Raw genomic sequence first — 15,262 nt, 5'->3', positions numbered from 1 at the left:
TCATCAAAAAATGTAGGAAATTTTTAATACTATCATATCCAGTTAGTGCTGGAATGTTGCTTTTTTGTTAATTTTACATAATGATTTTATGACTATGAAAGGTTATAGGGTTGTCATTATTTAACCTATTGTAAATAAAAAGATTGTGGTTTTATTGGCACGCGATGACGTTTGAAAGAAACAAATATGTAAATAAATCTTGAATTAAAGGTTGCTGTTTTGCATAAAAATAAGTTGAATTTTTTACCTAAACAGTATAAATATATATAAAATGCGAGCTGGGTCGCACTTTTTTTGAAGTAGGAAGTGAAGTAAGTGCAGTAACACGATTTTTATTTTAACCTTTTATTTACTTTTTTGTTGGGTGGTTATTCGGTTTTGACGAATCGATAATCTACAGCTGGTGGTTAGATGTATTAATGTTGTTTCTGATAGGAATGATACGTGAATAATATCCAACTTTCGGTAGTACACAGACTGCCGCAAAGTTATCGGTGGTCAACTGGCTTCGTTGGTACAAAAGTTGAGATTTTGCCAGCAGAAGATACAGATTTAGGAAATAGCCTAATGGGGCTGAAATTATTAAGCCATGAAGGCGAAGAAGCACGGGAAATTTTGCATGTTATAAATCAGTCTATTGCTGATATGCAGATACCGAGTGCTGTGATTGAATGGGAAGGAGAACCCTGTTTGTTCTTTGCTAAGGAAGATGAGAGTGCAGTGATATGTCGTTTAAAGACGTTAGGCGCTGCAATTGCAGAAAATATAACTGCGCTGTATCCACTATGATTTTACCCATTGATAAAAAACGCTTCTTAAATAGAAGCGTTTTTTAATGCCTGCAAGGGAAAATTCAGTCATAAAACACGTTAGGTGTCGGTCAAATCGAGGCTTCTATGTTATCTGATAACACCCGCCTTGCACCATAGTAGCGTTTACTCCAGTAAGTATCGGTCAATTTGGAAACGATAACCCCATTACTGGTTGAAGCATGGACAAACTGATTATTGCCGATGTAGATACCGACATGGCGCCTGCGAACCCCTGTCTTAAACAGTACCAAGTCACCCGCCCGCAATTTAGAGCGACTAATGGTTTGTCCTATATTTTGTTGTTCTAATGTGGAACGTGGTAACTCCATACCAAATTGATCATGAAAAGTACGTTGCACAAAAGCAGAACAATCGATACCGCGTTTGGTATTTCCACCAAGCCGATAGGCTACACCTTTCCAGTCAGCGTATTGATTGAGTATTTTAGACTTAATATCTAACTTGTTGACCAGAGTTTCAAATTCATCCTGAGATGCTTGCAGTAAATAATGCTTTCCCGTGTTTACTGCAGGCGTCTCAGTTTGTTTATTGCGTAGGTTAGAATCTGGCGAACTACATGCGGTCAGTGCTACTGCGGCTATAATTGCGGGGATCAGCCGCAAGATGTATCTCAGTGTTGGTTTAGATTTAACCATTTATTGATTTTTCCTTGCAGTCCTTGACGTGATTTATCACCACCATGAAAACACTAAATGTTCTAAAGCCTAGTCAGAGTAGGGTGAATTAACAAATTTTCTGTCCATAAAGTGTGCTAAGCAACACGTTTTATTATTATCTTTACAAAACATATTATTTTAATAAACAGGACGCAGGAAAGATTACTGAAATCATTAGTAAAAAGCGAGAGACAAAAAGAGTTCTTTACAAAAAATTAGATTAAGAACTAATAGGTTAGAATGATTTGTTACTATTTTATACTGTTTTGGTAAATATGAGATGGTATTGAGGAGATAACAGGCATCTCCTCAATATTATGAGCTTAATTATCGCGTTTAATATGCGGTAATTTTTTGTCTAGCCATGCTGCCATAATATCACTTAATGGGGTTAGTAATATCCAGCTCATGCCGATCAATGTTAAAGATAAAGAACCTACTGCAATATCTGTAAACCAGTGAGCACCTGCCATAATACGGGGAAGAGCAAAAGCGACCATAATCAGTAGAGCAATGCAGAATGCACTGCGGGAGATATAACGCAGAATGAAGCTGCTGAAAATTAAGAGCATTAAACCGTGATCACCAGGGAAACTGTCTTTGGAGGAATCTTTTGTATGCCAACTGGTCATTTCGTTTATGCGATTAACATTTTCAAATGTCAGCGTTGGGCTTGGTCGGCTGACGGGAATTTGATGGCCTATTTGATTAATGATAACGGCAGAGATAAGCATGACTAAACCAATCATGAAAAGTCGGCGCTTGCCGACGTGATCCTGTTTGCGAAATGCGCTGTAATAAAGTAAGCCCATGCATAAAAGTGATATGACATCGAATGCCCTAACATTCGCGATAGCGACAAATAGGGAAAATTTCGAATCTGGTAATAATTTTTCATTAAAAAAATAAAAAATAGCGGAATCAAGATGGAACCAAAAGCCGTGATTCTCAGGCAAATACCATGAGAGAAACAGAGCAATACCAAGGATATTGAGAATAAATATAGCAAACGGGTGACTGCGAGTCATGAGATACCTATTTAACACGTAAAGTGGAGTTTGGTAGACAAATTAACTTGGGAAGGGACTATAACAAAATTTATGAGAAAGCGTAATCACCATCAGATGCCGTGGTTAAGGTGTGGTTATATCAGTATATTTGTATAGTTCATCGCTAAACTTTATTGTTGTCAAATATGTAAATAGTTTTATGATATCGGAAAAATAGCTAAAACCCCACGGCAGTACCGATAATATATATTTGATGCAATGTCAGCGCCTGACTATTATTAAATAATTATCAATTGATTTTATCATATTCTAACTTATCAGAATATTATATCGAATTGTGGTTCGAGTTAACAAAAAGTATAAAGAAAAAGTTTCATTTGACGTTATATCGTTATATGGCAGAGCGTTACACCATTATCTGGTTTTCAAATTAGCGCGGGGCTAAAGTTGAAAAAAAGATAATAACACTTGTCGTGGAGGTTGAATGCTTATGTTGCGAATGTTACGAAAAATGACGACTTTTTTGTTCATGTCTTTATCTTATTATCCTGTAATGGCGAATTCTTCATCATCCTCCAGTTCTGGAACTATTTACTTCCATGGTGCTATCGTTGAGTCTCCATGCCAACTTAATTGGGATAAAGAGCATACTGAAATGGTCTGCTGGTATAATGGTAAACAGTTAATTAAAGAAAAAAACATAGAATATCAAAAGGATAGAAAGACTCCATTATCTATTGAAAAACATATTGGAACAGAAGAAATAAAATGGGTCGGAAAAAATAAGAAATTGGGTATTGTTACTATAACTTATCATTAAATGTTACATAAAAGTATAATAATTATTTATTTTAGCTAAATAATATAAAATAAAATCAATAAACTTATCTGTGATTTAGTTCTAATAATGATTATTAATAACAGTTTTGTTAATTAATCAATAAAAATAGTGTGCCTATTTTTTAATTAAAAAATTACTTTTGATATTTATCAATAAAAGTTCTCAATGTCGTATTTTTCTTACGTGAAATAGTTATTATGGAGATGAAGGAATAAAAGGTAGCTGAGTTTTAGTTAATGGAAAAACGAAAGTGAGGTAACCATGAAAAATTATCTTAAGCTGTTAATGAGTTGTTTATTGGTTTCATGGCTTTCTTATGGATATGCCGAATCTAAAGGAGGAATCATTCGGTTTTCAGGTGCGATTGTTGATCCAGGATGTCAAGTTGTTATATCGAACACTCAAGCTAACATCTCTTGCTATCGATTAGGTAAAAATCTCACTGTTAAACACATCATTTCAATTCACAAAACGAAAGGCGATGTTATGCTTCCTGGTAACATAGGTGTTTCCAGAGTGAAGTGGACTGATAATCAGAAACGTGTGGCAATTGTTAATGTGGATTACTTCTAACTTCAAAGATGATGAGTTGCTCTTTGCATCGAGTGTTATTCTCGTCAAAAGAGCAACTCATATTTAAGGATAAAGAATTAGTCACAACGTCCCATATAGCGACGCTCTGCAATATGAATGCGGATTTTTTCACCAGAACTCAAGTGTTCAGGAACTTGAATAGTCAATCCTGTACTCATTTTAGCCGGTTTAGTGCGAGCACTCGCTGATGCACCCTTAATACCTGGTGATGTTTCTTCAATGACCATATCAACAGTCTGAGGCAATTCAAGCGCTAACAATTGCCCATCCATTGTCAGGACCTGCATTCCTGGTAAACCTTTTTCGGGAATAAATAGCAGTTCTTCTTCGATTTGATCTTTTTTGAAGTGATAAGGGGTGAAATCTTCGTCATCCATAAAGATATATTCATCACCATCAATATAGGAAAAACTTACGCTACGGCGGGTCAATGTGATGGTTTCAAGAATGTCATCACCTTTGAAACGTTCTTCCACTTTCTGACCGGTACGAATGTCAGTAAAACGCATCTTATATAGCGTGCTGGCGCCGCGTGCGCTGGGTGATTGAATATCGATGTCTTTAACTAATAATAGCTTTCCATTGTAGTTGATTGCAGCGCCGCGCTTAATTTCATTGGCTTTAGCCATAGATACCTTCCGTAGAAACAAGGAAATAGTGGAATGAATATTTAAATGGCGACAAAATTACTCGCAGTTGGCCTATTAGGCAAGAGGTGAATGAATGCCCCAGTAAAAATACTGGGGTGGAAGGAAAACATTAACGATAAACTGGCAACAAATCAAACAAAGAGAGAATGTGTGCTAGCACATTTATCAAACCGAATAGGATAACAAAGACAATCAAAAAATTACCGCCTGGAGCCCGATAGCTGGATGTTGGAAAGCGTTTACGGCTTGCTCGGGCCATTAAAGCCGGAACAATAACTGCCCAAATGGTTGCTGCCAGTCCAGCAAAACCGATTGCGTATAGGAAACCGTTTGGAAAAATGAGTGACAATATAGTCGGAGGAACGAATGTAATCAGTGCTGTTTTAAAACGACCATTGCGAGTATCGTCAAATTTAAAGCAGTCTGCCAGATAATCAAACAATCCTAATGATACGCCTAAGAATGAACTCGCTAAAGCCATATATGAGAAGGCATTTAAGAATTGGGTTATTGTCGTATTATCAGAAGTATTATCCATCTGCTGCAATAGGTTACCAATATTACCCCCATCAGCAATGATTTGCTTAAAGACTTCACGTGGAATATTTCCCTGAATGACGTACTGCCATAATATGTAAATCGCTAACGTTATTAATGTCCCGTATAGCAAGCTGTGTGTGACGGCTTTACTGTCTTTATGGTAATACTTAACTAGCCCCGGAACGTTACCGTGATAGCCGAATGAGGCTAGCAAATAAGGCAAGGAGATTAAAGCATAGGGTAAATAGTCTGAATTGGTATTGGCTTGATCAAATAAGATAGCTGGCTTAACTTCGGTAAACATACCGCCGACAGACATAATAAAGGTAATCACCATGCCACCTATCAAGATAGTGCTTAAGCGATCTACTGCCTTAGTCGATACCCAAACAATAAAGGCAACAATAAAGGCAAAACATAATCCAGCTATTGATTGAGCTAGCGGAATAATGCTCTCGATATTGTGAGAAAGTATTGAACCACCTGCTGAAATATAAGCATAGGTTAATATATACAGAACGAAGGCAATGGATAAGTCATTGAGAGAACACCAGCCTTTGCCTAGTAAATCCTTGGTAACAGTATGGAAACTGGAACCAGTAGGGTAATTCATATTGGCTTCCAGAATCATCAGACCAGAGAAATACATGCATGTACAGGTATACAACAGCAAAATGATTGATCCTGTAAACCAGACACCTGATGTGACAATCGGAATGGAAAACATACCTGCGCCGACAGCAGTACCGGCAATGATCATAGCGCCACCAAATATAGAGGGGCGTTTCAAATTTTGCGTTACCTCAATGGTCATATAGACTCCCTGATGAATGGTGTTACCTTGTACTAGCGCAACGATACATAAATAAATTATATGTGTAAACAAATAATTAAGAAAAATAATTAAATTTCTTTTGTCGCATTTTGCATATAAAGGTAGAGCAGGTTATCTGAGAAAACCTGCCTGTAGGGAGTTGATGACACCCACTCCGACAACGACTGACACTGATATATTCCTCCGGCTAGTAACTACTTACTTTGGTTCAGATTGATTTTAGTCATCTAATAAGAAATTATTCCGTTGCATATTCTTACTTTTAGGTTGCGTTAACACAATGATCGATCGGGCTGTAATTTTAACTGAAACGATTCAATTTTGATGTTATAAATAACAGATAAAATTTAATGTTACTTATGACTGTTTATTCAGGAGATACCGGGCAAGATGAGCCGTCGAGTTGCCACAATTACCTTAAATCCAGCTTATGATTTAGTTGGCTTATGCCCAGATATTGTTAAGGGAAATGTTAACCGTGTACAGACGGCAGGGCTTCACGCTGCTGGCAAAGGAAACAATGTCGCGAAGGTACTGCGTGACTTAGGCATTGATGTTACTGTCAGTGGTTTTCTGGGACGAGAGAATCAGGACGGGTTTCAGCAGTTTTTTAGCGAAAACAAGATGGTAAATCGTTTTCATCTAGTCTCTGGACGAACGCGTATTAATGTCAAGCTGACTGAAAAACAAGGTGAAGTGACAGATTTCAATTTTTCTGGTTTCCATGTGACAGAAGAAGAATGGAATCGGTTTGTCAGTGATTCTCTGACATGGCTGGGGCAGTTCGATATGGTTGTTGTCAGTGGTAGTTTGCCCGAAGGGATCAAAGCAGAATCATTTGCGGATTGGATGATGCAATTACGACAGTCTTGTCCCTGCGTTATTTTCGACAGCAGCCGTGAAGCTCTTGTTGCTGGCCTAAAAGCATTACCTTGGCTGGTAAAACCTAATCGTCATGAATTGGAGATTTGGGCAGGTAAGCCATTGCCGGATTTGGATAGCGTTATTGATGCAGCTCATGAATTGCGTAATAGAGGGATCGCCCACGTTGTTATTTCACTGGGAGAGCAGGGAGCATTATGGGTCAATGCCTCTGGTTCATGGTTGGCAAAACCACCACATTGTGAAGTAGTCAGCACCGTTGGGGCAGGGGACTCTATGGTCGGAGGATTGGTCTATGGTTTGCTGATGAGAGAATCCAGCGAACACACATTGCGTCTGGCGACCGCAGTTTCTGCACTCACGGTTAGCCAGCCGAATGTCGGGATTAAAAGCCGCACTGAACTTGCATCAATGATGGCAAAGATCGAGTTAATTTCAGTCAGGTAATTAACTTTGCTGGGATTTTAGCCAGGCAATTTCTTCAGCCCAAATATCTGGATTGATCGTTTCAAGAATCAGGGGAATACCATTGAAACGGTCATCTTTCATGATATAGCTGAAAGGTGTTTTACCGATATTGCCTTCACCAAGGCTGTGATGTCGGTCAACACGGCTGGAAAATTCACTTTTAGCATCATTTAGATGCATGGCCTTAAGATATTTTAATCCAACGATTTCATCGAATGCCTTGAAAGTCGCATCGCAATCTTTTTCAGTGCGTAAATCGTAACCAGCCGCAAAAGCGTGGCAGGTGTCAATACAGACTCCAACTCGGGTTTTGTCTTCGACACCGTCAATAATTGCCGCCAGTTGTTCGAATCTAAAACCAAGATTGGTGCCTTGTCCGGCGGTATTTTCGATAACGGCAGTGACACCTTGTGTTTTATTCAACGTAATATTAATGGATTCCGTAATACGGGTGAGACATTTATCGATGTCAACTTTGTTGAGATGGCTGCCCGGATGGAAATTCAGCAGGTCAATGCCTAACTGTTCACAGCGCTGCATTTCATCAAGGAACGCTGCACGGGATTTTTCCAGACCGTCTGCTTCAGGATGGCCAAGGTTAATTAGGTAGCTGTCATGGGGAAGAATTTGTCGGTTACCATAACCGTAACGTTCACAGTTCGCTTTGAATTGATCAATGACATCTGTCGATAGCGGAGGGGCATACCATTGGCGCTGGTTTTTCGTGAACAAGGCAAATGCCGTTGCATTTAATTCATGAGCACGGATCACTGCCTGATCAACACCGCCCGAAGCGCTTACATGGGCTCCAACAAATTTCATCTTATTTTCTCCTGTGTTTTCGTCATTATGGCATTGTTCACCTGATTGATAAAATTTTGGCAGCAAAAGTCAATTTAATATTCCTTCATTCTAAATTAGCGCAATAAATGATGGATGCCCTGATTGACGATTAATCCTCCCACGACTAGCCAGATAAACAAAATAAGGGCCAACAAGATAGGCTTAACCCCAGCCTGGCGAATAGCACTGATATGGGTGGTTAACCCTAAAGCAACCATGGCCATTGCCAGCATGATGGTATCAGCAGCAACGATATGATCAACAAGGGATTCAGGTAATAGATGAAAAGAATTGAAACCCGCAGTGGCAATAAAGAATACAGCAAACCACGGAATAGTGATTGGGGATTTTTGGGGATGGGCATTACAATTTTTACTTTCCACGCGGCTGAAGTAGCCGGAAAGCAATAATAGAAAAGGTGCCAATAGCATAACGCGGATCATTTTACTGATAACCGCTGCATTTTCGGCATCGTTTCCTAACACATGCCCAATAGCAACAACCTGGGCTACTTCATGAACAGTTGAACCCGAAAAAATACCAAATGTTTCCTGAGTAAAATTAAACCACTGGTAGTGGGTATTGAGTTGATAAATCCACGGATAAATAAAGATTGCCAGTGTACCAAAAATAACGACTGTAGAGACGGCGACAGTAACTTTGCTGGCAGGGGCTTTGACAACGGGTTCTGTTGCCATAACCGCAGCGGCACCACAAATACTGCTTCCTGCACCAATTAGGACCACGGTTTGGCTATCCAGTTGCAAAAAAGTACGCCCAATCCATAATGCCATAAAAAATGTTGATGAAAGCATGATGATATCGATCAATACTCCAGTTGCGCCAACATCTGTGATTTGTTGGAAAGTCAGGCGAAATCCATAAAGAATGATACCTGCTCGCAGTAGGTAGTGTTTGGAAAAATGGATACCGCTATCACAGGTGGATTTTAAGAGAGGATACAGAGTATTGCCGATAATGATCCCCAATAAGATGGCAAGTGTCAGGACACCCAATCCCATATTTATAAGCCAAGGAATAGTCCCGATATAGATGACGATTGCCGTCAGGACTGCGGCTAATAGGATACCGGGAATTAATTTTAATGCGGTATTCTGGTGGACTTTGGTAAATTCCTCTACTTGATTTTCAGACATAGTGGCGACTCTATTAGCTTATGCGTTTTAGGAATAAGCATATGGAAGATTTATAAATTAATAAAATTGATAATATTTATACATATAAACACTAAAATAGATTAAATAAGGGTGACTTTTGTTAAGTTGCGTAATACTGTCTAAAATCAAGACTATCTTTTCCTTTTATTTCACTTCCCGTGAGGCCATATGCGTATCACTCTGAGACAACTGGAGATTTTTGCAGAAGTTCTGAAAAGTGGTTCAACGACACAGGCTTCTCAGCAATTAGCGTTATCACAATCTGCGGTGAGTGCTTCACTGACAGATCTTGAAGGACAGTTGGGAGTACAACTGTTTGATAGAGTCGGAAAACGTCTGGTCACTAATGAACATGGGCGTTTGCTCTATCCTAAGGCATTGGCATTACTTGAACAGGCTGGTGAAGTGGAACAGCTTTTCAAACTTGAATTGGGCGCATTGCGGTTAGCGGCCAGCAGCACGATTGGCAATTATATGTTGCCTGAAATGCTGGCGAGATACCGTCAGGATTACCCTGAGACACCATTGGAATTGAATATCAGTAATACTGGAGATGTAATTAAGGCAGTTGCTGAGTTTCGTGTTGATTTGGGATTGATTGAAGGATTGTGTCACAATCCTGAGTTGATCACACAACCATGGATGAAAGATGAGTTGATCGTTTTTTCCTCTCCAGAAAGCCCGCTGTTGCAAGGTGAGCTGAGCTTGGAAGATTTGATCAAAGCGCCTTGGATATTGAGAGAAAAAGGTTCAGGAACAAGAGAAATCTTGGATCATCTTTTGTTCTCACAAATGCCGAGATTCAATATTGCGATGGAGCTGGGTAATTCAGAAGCCATCAAACATGCTGTTCAATATGGAATGGGAATCAGTTGTCTTTCACGGCGAGTTGTCCAGGAACAATTGAAAAATGGCACATTATCTGAACTTGTTATTCCTGGACGTAGCCTCAATCGCACCTTGTACCTGATTTACCATCGTCAAAAACATATATCCAATGCGTTACGGAAGTTACTGAGTTATTGTAACTAATATTGAGAATATAATCGTGTAGCTAATAATTGGTTGTGGATTATGAAGGTATCTTATAACCACGAATCGTTGCTATTCTGGAGACGAGGATTTGTTACAATTCCGCATTAAATTTATTTTAAATGATATAGGAATAGAATGTCTCGCGAAGAAAGTATGCCACGGGATCAGGCTCCGACAACCCTGCGCCGTGAATTAAAAGCACGACATATGGCAATGATTGCCATAGGTGGATCAATTGGCACGGGATTATTTGTTGCTTCTGGCGCAACAATTTCTCAGGCTGGCCCTGGTGGGGCTTTACTTTCCTATGCATTAATTGGCCTAATGGTCTACTTCTTGATGACCAGCTTAGGCGAATTGGCAGCGTACATGCCAGTTTCAGGATCGTTTTCAACTTATGGTTCCAAATATGTTGATGAGGGTTTTGGCTTCGCTTTGGGATGGAACTACTGGTACAACTGGGCGGTGACGATTGCGGTTGACCTTGTCGCTGCGCAACTGGTAATGGGGTACTGGTTTAATGATGTTCCTGGTTGGGTATGGAGTGCGTTGTTTCTTGCCCTGATTTTTTTGTTGAACTTCATTTCCGTCAAAGGATTTGGTGAAGCAGAATATTGGTTCTCTTTGATCAAAGTTTCCACGGTTATTGTGTTCATTACCGTTGGCATTTTAATGATTGCCGGCATCATGAAAGGCGCTGAAGGTGCAGGTTGGCATAATTGGGGAGTTGGTGATGCTCCTTTTGCGGGTGGTTTTGCAGCCATGATCGGGGTGGCAATGATTGTCGGTTTTTCTTTTCAAGGGACAGAGCTGATAGGTATTACCGCGGGGGAGTCGAAAGATCCAGCAAAAAATATCCCTCGTGCTGTGCGCAAAGTATTTTGGCGTATCTTATTGTTCTATGTGTTTGCGATTTTAATCATCAGCCTGATCATCCCTTATACTGATCCCAATTTGTTGCACAATGGCGTGAAAGATATCAGTGTTAGTCCATTTACGCTGGTATTTGAAAATGCTGGCTTATTATCAGCGGCTGCAATAATGAATGCGGTGATATTAACTGCTGTTTTGTCAGCGGGAAATTCAGGGATGTATGCTTCTACCCGTATGCTATACACACTGGCAAAAGAAGGTAAAGCACCGAAAATTTTTAGTCATCTGTCTAAAGGTGGTGTTCCGCGTAATGCACTTTATGTTACGACCGTGGTTGCAGGATTGTGTTTTCTTAGCTCCATGTTTGGTAACCAAACAGTTTATTTGTGGTTATTGAATACCTCAGGTATGACTGGATTTATTGCATGGCTCGGAATTGCAATCAGCCATTACCGTTTTCGCAAAGGCTATGTCGCCCAAGGTTTGGATATCAATGATCTGCCATATCGCTCAGGTTTCTTCCCGATTGGGCCGATTTTTGCCTTTATCTTATGTTTAGTTATTACGTTGGGCCAAAATTATCAGGCATTTTTGCAAGATAAGATCGACTGGTACGGAGTGACCGCGACCTACATTGGCATTCCGTTATTTCTGCTGATTTGGCTTAGTTACAAGCTGAAAAAGAAAACTCGCTTTGTTAAATACAGTGAGATGGAATTTCCAGCATTCAAATATACCGATAAAGAATGATTTGTTAACTAATTATCAATAATCTGATAATTATTAATTGAAGTGTTATTGATTTTGTTTTACAAAAAACTGCCTATTCTGTGATGGAATTGGCAGTTTTTATTTTTCAGGGAATCAGGGAAAGAATATCGATGGTAAATTTCGGTTATACCATTCCAATCGCATTGATAAGTATTCTTATTTGCTTTATTGTTAGCAGCACAATTGTTGTATGAAGAGGCTAATTAAAGTGAAGTTTGTATTTCGAGCAGTCGTGAAAAGTATGAGTATCAGTCTAATGGCGGGTTCTGCCATGATGGCAAGTTTTGCATCTTGGGCTGAAACAGTCACTGATGTTGCTGGACGTACTGTTGAGGTGCCAGAGGAAGTCAATCGTATCTTGTTGGGTGAAGGTCGTCTATTCCATTCTGTTGCTATATTGGAAGGAGATAAACCTCTGGCTCGTATCGCTGGTTGGCAAGGTGATTTCCGTAAACTGGACCCGCAAACTTACGCTATTTATAAAGCTAAATTTCCTGAAATTGATAATATCCCTCTGATTGGTAACACTAGCGCTGATAGTGTCAGCTCCGAGAAAGTGCTTACACTCAATCCTGACGTTGCCATTTTTGGTCTGTCTGGACATGGTCCAGGAAAAAACAGTGAATTGGTGAAACAGTTGGAAAAAGCGGGTGTACCTGTTGTTTTTGTCGATTTCCGCAATGATCCCTTGAAAAATACATTACCTAGCATCCGTATGCTGGGCAAAATTTTGCATCGTGAAGAGCAAGCTAATGCTTACGCTAATTTTTATGAAAAAAATCTTAAATTGGTAACCGATATTACGGATCGTATACCAAACACGGAGAAGCCTTCTGTATTTATTGAGCTTCTAGCAGGTTTTAGTGAAGATTGCTGTGGTACAGCAGGTAACGGCAATATGGGGAACTTCATTGACTTGGCTGGAGGCAAAAACATCGCTAAAGAAGTACTGCCTTCTCCTTTGGGAACAATGAATCTGGAAAAAGTCATTACTGAAGACCCTTATATTTACATCGCAAGCGGTGCGCAAGATCCTGGTGACAAAGATGGAGGGATCAAAATGGGAGCCAAAACTTCTGCCGATACTGCCCGTGCTGGCTTGAAAGAAGTCACTGAACGCAAAGGCATCAATAACTTAACTGCCGTGAAAGAAGGGCGTAGCTATGCTATTTGGCATCACTACTATAACTCTCCTTATAATGTTGTTGTTACTCAAGTTTTTGCTAAATGGTTCTATCCTGAAAAATTCGCTGATTTAAATCCGCAACAAACATTGAAAGAACTTCACGATAAATTCTTGGCTATTGAACCGGTAGGTACATATTGGGTCAGCGAGAAATAAGCAGTAACAGGTAATAAAAATGAGCGTCACTACCGAGCCTATGCCAATGGTGAAAAAACAATTGAGTGAGTGCGAGATAAAAGCACATTATCGTCATATCCTACGCCGACGTATTGCATGGATATTATTCATCGTCTTGGCGATTGGCATTTCTGTTGTACTGGATTTTACAATGGGACCATCAGGGTTATCGCTGCAAACCCTCTGGCAAACACTATTTTCACCAGAAAGTGTTAATGCAGCAACACGGGTGATTGTTTGGGATATTCGATTACCCTATGCCTTGATGGCGGTAGTGATCGGCCTATCACTGGGACTGGCTGGTGCTGAAATGCAAACAATCCTGAATAACCCACTAGCCAGCCCATTTACGTTGGGGGTTTCCAATGCAGCTTCTTTTGGCGCAGCATTAGCCATTGTGCTTGGTATTGGCATTCCAGGGATACCGGATCAGTGGTTTATTTCCGTAAACGCTTTTCTCTTTGCATTTTTGGCTGCTTTAATGCTTGATGGCATTACCCGTTGGACAAGAGTTGCAACCTCAGGCGTTGTATTGTTCGGAATTGCGATGGTGTTTACTTTCGAGGCGTTAGTTTCGATGATGCAATTTATCGCTACGGAAGATACCTTACAGGGGCTGGTTTTCTGGACAATGGGTAGCCTTGCCAGGGCGACATGGGAAAAACTGGGTATTATGGTATTAGTTTTCTCTATCATTATGCCTCTCTCATTGAGCAATTCTTGGAAATTGACCGCACTGCGTCTGGGAGAAGATCGAGCTATCAGTTTTGGAATCAATATTAGCCGCCTTCGTTTGGGAACATTGTTGCGTATTAGTATTCTGACGGCATTGGCAGTTGCGTTTGTTGGTCCTATTGCTTTTATTGGATTGGTGGCTCCTCATATCGCCAGAATGATGTTTGGTGAAGATCACCGTTTCTTCTTGCCTGCGAGTGCGTTGATTGGTGCATTAGTTTTATCCATAGCTTCCATTGCTTCTAAGAATCTGATACCGGGCATTATTATCCCAGTTGGGATAGTGACATCGTTGGTTGGTGTACCTTTCTTCCTTAGCATAATCTTACGCCATAGGGGAAATGTATGAGCCAGGGATTAAAAATCAATTGCCTGACGGCGGGATATCCAAAGCATCCCGTGATCGAAAATCTGGATGTCAACACATTGCCTCGTGGTCAAATTACGGTATTGTTGGGGCCGAATGGTTGTGGTAAATCCACGCTTCTGCGTTCGCTGGCGGGATTGAATAAAGCCAGTGGCGAACTGCTGTTGGATGGGCAGGATTTGATGAAGATGAATTTTGCCCAACGTGCCAAAAACGTCGTTTATTTGCCCCAAACATTACCGGCAGGTGTACATCTTCATGTATTGGAATCGGTGATTGTTGCTCAACGAGCATCAGGTGGTGTGAGCAATAGCCAATGTGAACAAGAAGTCATGGAGCTATTACGCCAGCTTGGTATTGAACATTTAGCACTCAGCTATTTGGATCAATTATCTGGTGGTCAAAAACAGTTAGTTGGATTGGCTCAATCGTTAATCCGTCGTCCGACGTTATTATTATTAGATGAACCATTAAGTGCACTGGATTTAAATTATCAATACCATGTAATGGATTTAGTTGCACATGAAACGCGCCGTCGTAATATTATTACGATTGTTGTTGTTCACGACATTAATATAGCATTACGTCATGGTGACCATGTATTAATGCTAAAAAAAGGTAAGTTAATTTCTGAAGGTAAACCTGAGCAAGTTATTACACCAAGCAGTTTAGCGGAAGTTTATGGTATTAAAGGCCGAATTGAACGTTGTTCTCAGGGTATACCGCAAGTATTAATTGATGGTTTGGTGACAGAATTCGTAAGTTAGAATAATAAAAACCATAATTCA

At 40.0% G+C, this 15,262-nt stretch carries 15 protein-coding genes; 9 read left to right on the top strand and 6 right to left on the bottom strand.

All coding sequences use genetic code 11. The features are described 5' to 3' along the window. Positions 1-444 precede the first annotated feature (444 nt). Positions 445-789, top strand: a complete 345-nt coding sequence (locus Xets_RS18540) for a YejG family protein (protein ID WP_099131441.1) — start codon at positions 445-447, stop codon at positions 787-789. 91 nt (positions 790-880) lie between these two features. Here the strand turns inward: Xets_RS18540 and mepS are convergent, their stop codons facing one another. Beyond that, complete coding sequence (gene mepS / locus Xets_RS18535; RefSeq protein WP_099131440.1) at positions 881-1,468, bottom strand: bifunctional murein DD-endopeptidase/murein LD-carboxypeptidase; 588 nt, start codon at positions 1,466-1,468, stop codon at positions 881-883. Between the two features lie 344 nt (positions 1,469-1,812). Beyond that, positions 1,813-2,517, bottom strand: a complete 705-nt coding sequence (locus Xets_RS18530) for a phosphatase PAP2 family protein (RefSeq protein WP_099131439.1) — start codon at positions 2,515-2,517, stop codon at positions 1,813-1,815. Positions 2,518-2,983: 466 nt separating this feature from the next. Here Xets_RS18530 and Xets_RS18525 point away from each other — a divergent pair, with 466 nt between their 5' ends. Next, positions 2,984-3,319 carry a type 1 fimbrial protein gene (locus tag Xets_RS18525; protein ID WP_244208741.1) on the top strand — a complete coding sequence of 112 codons (336 nt, stop codon included), beginning with the start codon at positions 2,984-2,986 and terminating at the stop codon, positions 3,317-3,319. A gap of 282 nt (positions 3,320-3,601) precedes the next feature. Then, complete coding sequence (locus Xets_RS18520; RefSeq protein ID WP_099131438.1) at positions 3,602-3,913, top strand: type 1 fimbrial protein; 312 nt, start codon at positions 3,602-3,604, stop codon at positions 3,911-3,913. A 77-nt stretch (positions 3,914-3,990) separates the two neighbouring features. Here the strand turns inward: Xets_RS18520 and yeiP are convergent, their stop codons facing one another. Both yeiP and mtr read right to left on the bottom strand, forming a co-directional pair. Next, the gene (gene yeiP, locus Xets_RS18515; protein ID WP_187652290.1) at positions 3,991-4,563 is read right to left on the bottom strand and encodes an elongation factor P-like protein YeiP; all 573 of its coding nucleotides are present in this window, start codon (positions 4,561-4,563) and stop codon (positions 3,991-3,993) included. Between the two features lie 130 nt (positions 4,564-4,693). After that, positions 4,694-5,938: a tryptophan permease gene (mtr, locus tag Xets_RS18510; RefSeq protein ID WP_187652289.1), complete on the bottom strand. Its 1,245-nt coding sequence runs from the start codon at positions 5,936-5,938 to the stop codon at positions 4,694-4,696. Positions 5,939-6,349: 411 nt separating this feature from the next. Between mtr and fruK the strand changes: the two genes are divergently transcribed. Then, entirely contained in the window at positions 6,350-7,288 is a 939-nt protein-coding gene (fruK, locus tag Xets_RS18505; protein ID WP_099131435.1) for a 1-phosphofructokinase, read from the top strand. Here the strand turns inward: fruK and nfo are convergent, their stop codons facing one another. Continuing rightward, positions 7,289-8,131, bottom strand: coding sequence for a deoxyribonuclease IV (gene nfo, locus Xets_RS18500; RefSeq protein WP_187652288.1), 843 nt, complete (start codon positions 8,129-8,131; stop codon positions 7,289-7,291). It abuts the gene before it with no gap. Between the two features lie 95 nt (positions 8,132-8,226). Continuing rightward, entirely contained in the window at positions 8,227-9,309 is a 1,083-nt protein-coding gene (locus tag Xets_RS18495) for a YeiH family protein (protein WP_187652287.1), read from the bottom strand. A 189-nt stretch (positions 9,310-9,498) separates the two neighbouring features. Between Xets_RS18495 and yieE the strand changes: the two genes are divergently transcribed. The 5 genes from yieE (at position 9,499) to Xets_RS18470 (ending at position 15,241) form a co-directional block, all read left to right on the top strand. Then, the gene (gene yieE / locus Xets_RS18490; protein ID WP_099131432.1) at positions 9,499-10,362 is read left to right on the top strand and encodes a DNA-binding transcriptional regulator YeiE; all 864 of its coding nucleotides are present in this window, start codon (positions 9,499-9,501) and stop codon (positions 10,360-10,362) included. Between the two features lie 138 nt (positions 10,363-10,500). Then, the gene (locus tag Xets_RS18485) at positions 10,501-11,988 is read left to right on the top strand and encodes an amino acid permease (RefSeq protein ID WP_099131431.1); all 1,488 of its coding nucleotides are present in this window, start codon (positions 10,501-10,503) and stop codon (positions 11,986-11,988) included. A 262-nt stretch (positions 11,989-12,250) separates the two neighbouring features. Next, complete coding sequence (locus Xets_RS18480) at positions 12,251-13,351, top strand: ABC transporter substrate-binding protein (protein WP_304952511.1); 1,101 nt, start codon at positions 12,251-12,253, stop codon at positions 13,349-13,351. 19 nt (positions 13,352-13,370) lie between these two features. Beyond that, positions 13,371-14,456, top strand: coding sequence for an iron ABC transporter permease (locus Xets_RS18475; protein ID WP_099131429.1), 1,086 nt, complete (start codon positions 13,371-13,373; stop codon positions 14,454-14,456). Beyond that, a complete protein-coding gene (locus tag Xets_RS18470) occupies positions 14,453-15,241 on the top strand; it encodes an ABC transporter ATP-binding protein (RefSeq protein WP_187652285.1) in 789 nt (262 codons plus the stop codon). The genes Xets_RS18475 and Xets_RS18470 overlap by 4 nt, the downstream gene beginning before the upstream one ends. Positions 15,242-15,262: the final 21 nt, after the last annotated feature.

Origin of the sequence: Xenorhabdus sp. TS4 (genome assembly GCF_014467265.1) — a bacterium.
Lineage (GTDB): Bacteria > Pseudomonadota > Gammaproteobacteria > Enterobacterales > Enterobacteriaceae > Xenorhabdus > Xenorhabdus ehlersii.
Note: the sequence above shows the minus strand (reverse complement) of the source record. Positions and strands in the feature narration are given on the sequence as shown.

Bases quoted from the DNA above. Each gene is read 5' to 3' on its own strand.
- mepS (WP_099131440.1), bottom strand. From the start codon at position 1,468: ATGGTTAAATCTAAACCAACACTGAGATACATCTTGCGGCTGATCCCC.
- Xets_RS18530 (WP_099131439.1), bottom strand. From the start codon at position 2,517: ATGACTCGCAGTCACCCGTTTGCTATATTTATTCTCAATATCCTTGGT.
- Xets_RS18525 (WP_244208741.1), top strand. From the start codon at position 2,984: ATGCTTATGTTGCGAATGTTACGAAAAATGACGACTTTTTTGTTCATG.
- Xets_RS18520 (WP_099131438.1), top strand. From the start codon at position 3,602: ATGAAAAATTATCTTAAGCTGTTAATGAGTTGTTTATTGGTTTCATGG.
- yeiP (WP_187652290.1), bottom strand. From the start codon at position 4,563: ATGGCTAAAGCCAATGAAATTAAGCGCGGCGCTGCAATCAACTACAAT.
- mtr (WP_187652289.1), bottom strand. From the start codon at position 5,938: ATGACCATTGAGGTAACGCAAAATTTGAAACGCCCCTCTATATTTGGT.
- fruK (WP_099131435.1), top strand. From the start codon at position 6,350: ATGAGCCGTCGAGTTGCCACAATTACCTTAAATCCAGCTTATGATTTA.
- nfo (WP_187652288.1), bottom strand. From the start codon at position 8,131: ATGAAATTTGTTGGAGCCCATGTAAGCGCTTCGGGCGGTGTTGATCAG.
- Xets_RS18495 (WP_187652287.1), bottom strand. From the start codon at position 9,309: ATGTCTGAAAATCAAGTAGAGGAATTTACCAAAGTCCACCAGAATACC.
- yieE (WP_099131432.1), top strand. From the start codon at position 9,499: ATGCGTATCACTCTGAGACAACTGGAGATTTTTGCAGAAGTTCTGAAA.
- Xets_RS18485 (WP_099131431.1), top strand. From the start codon at position 10,501: ATGTCTCGCGAAGAAAGTATGCCACGGGATCAGGCTCCGACAACCCTG.
- Xets_RS18480 (WP_304952511.1), top strand. From the start codon at position 12,251: ATGAGTATCAGTCTAATGGCGGGTTCTGCCATGATGGCAAGTTTTGCA.
- Xets_RS18475 (WP_099131429.1), top strand. From the start codon at position 13,371: ATGAGCGTCACTACCGAGCCTATGCCAATGGTGAAAAAACAATTGAGT.
- Xets_RS18470 (WP_187652285.1), top strand. From the start codon at position 14,453: ATGAGCCAGGGATTAAAAATCAATTGCCTGACGGCGGGATATCCAAAG.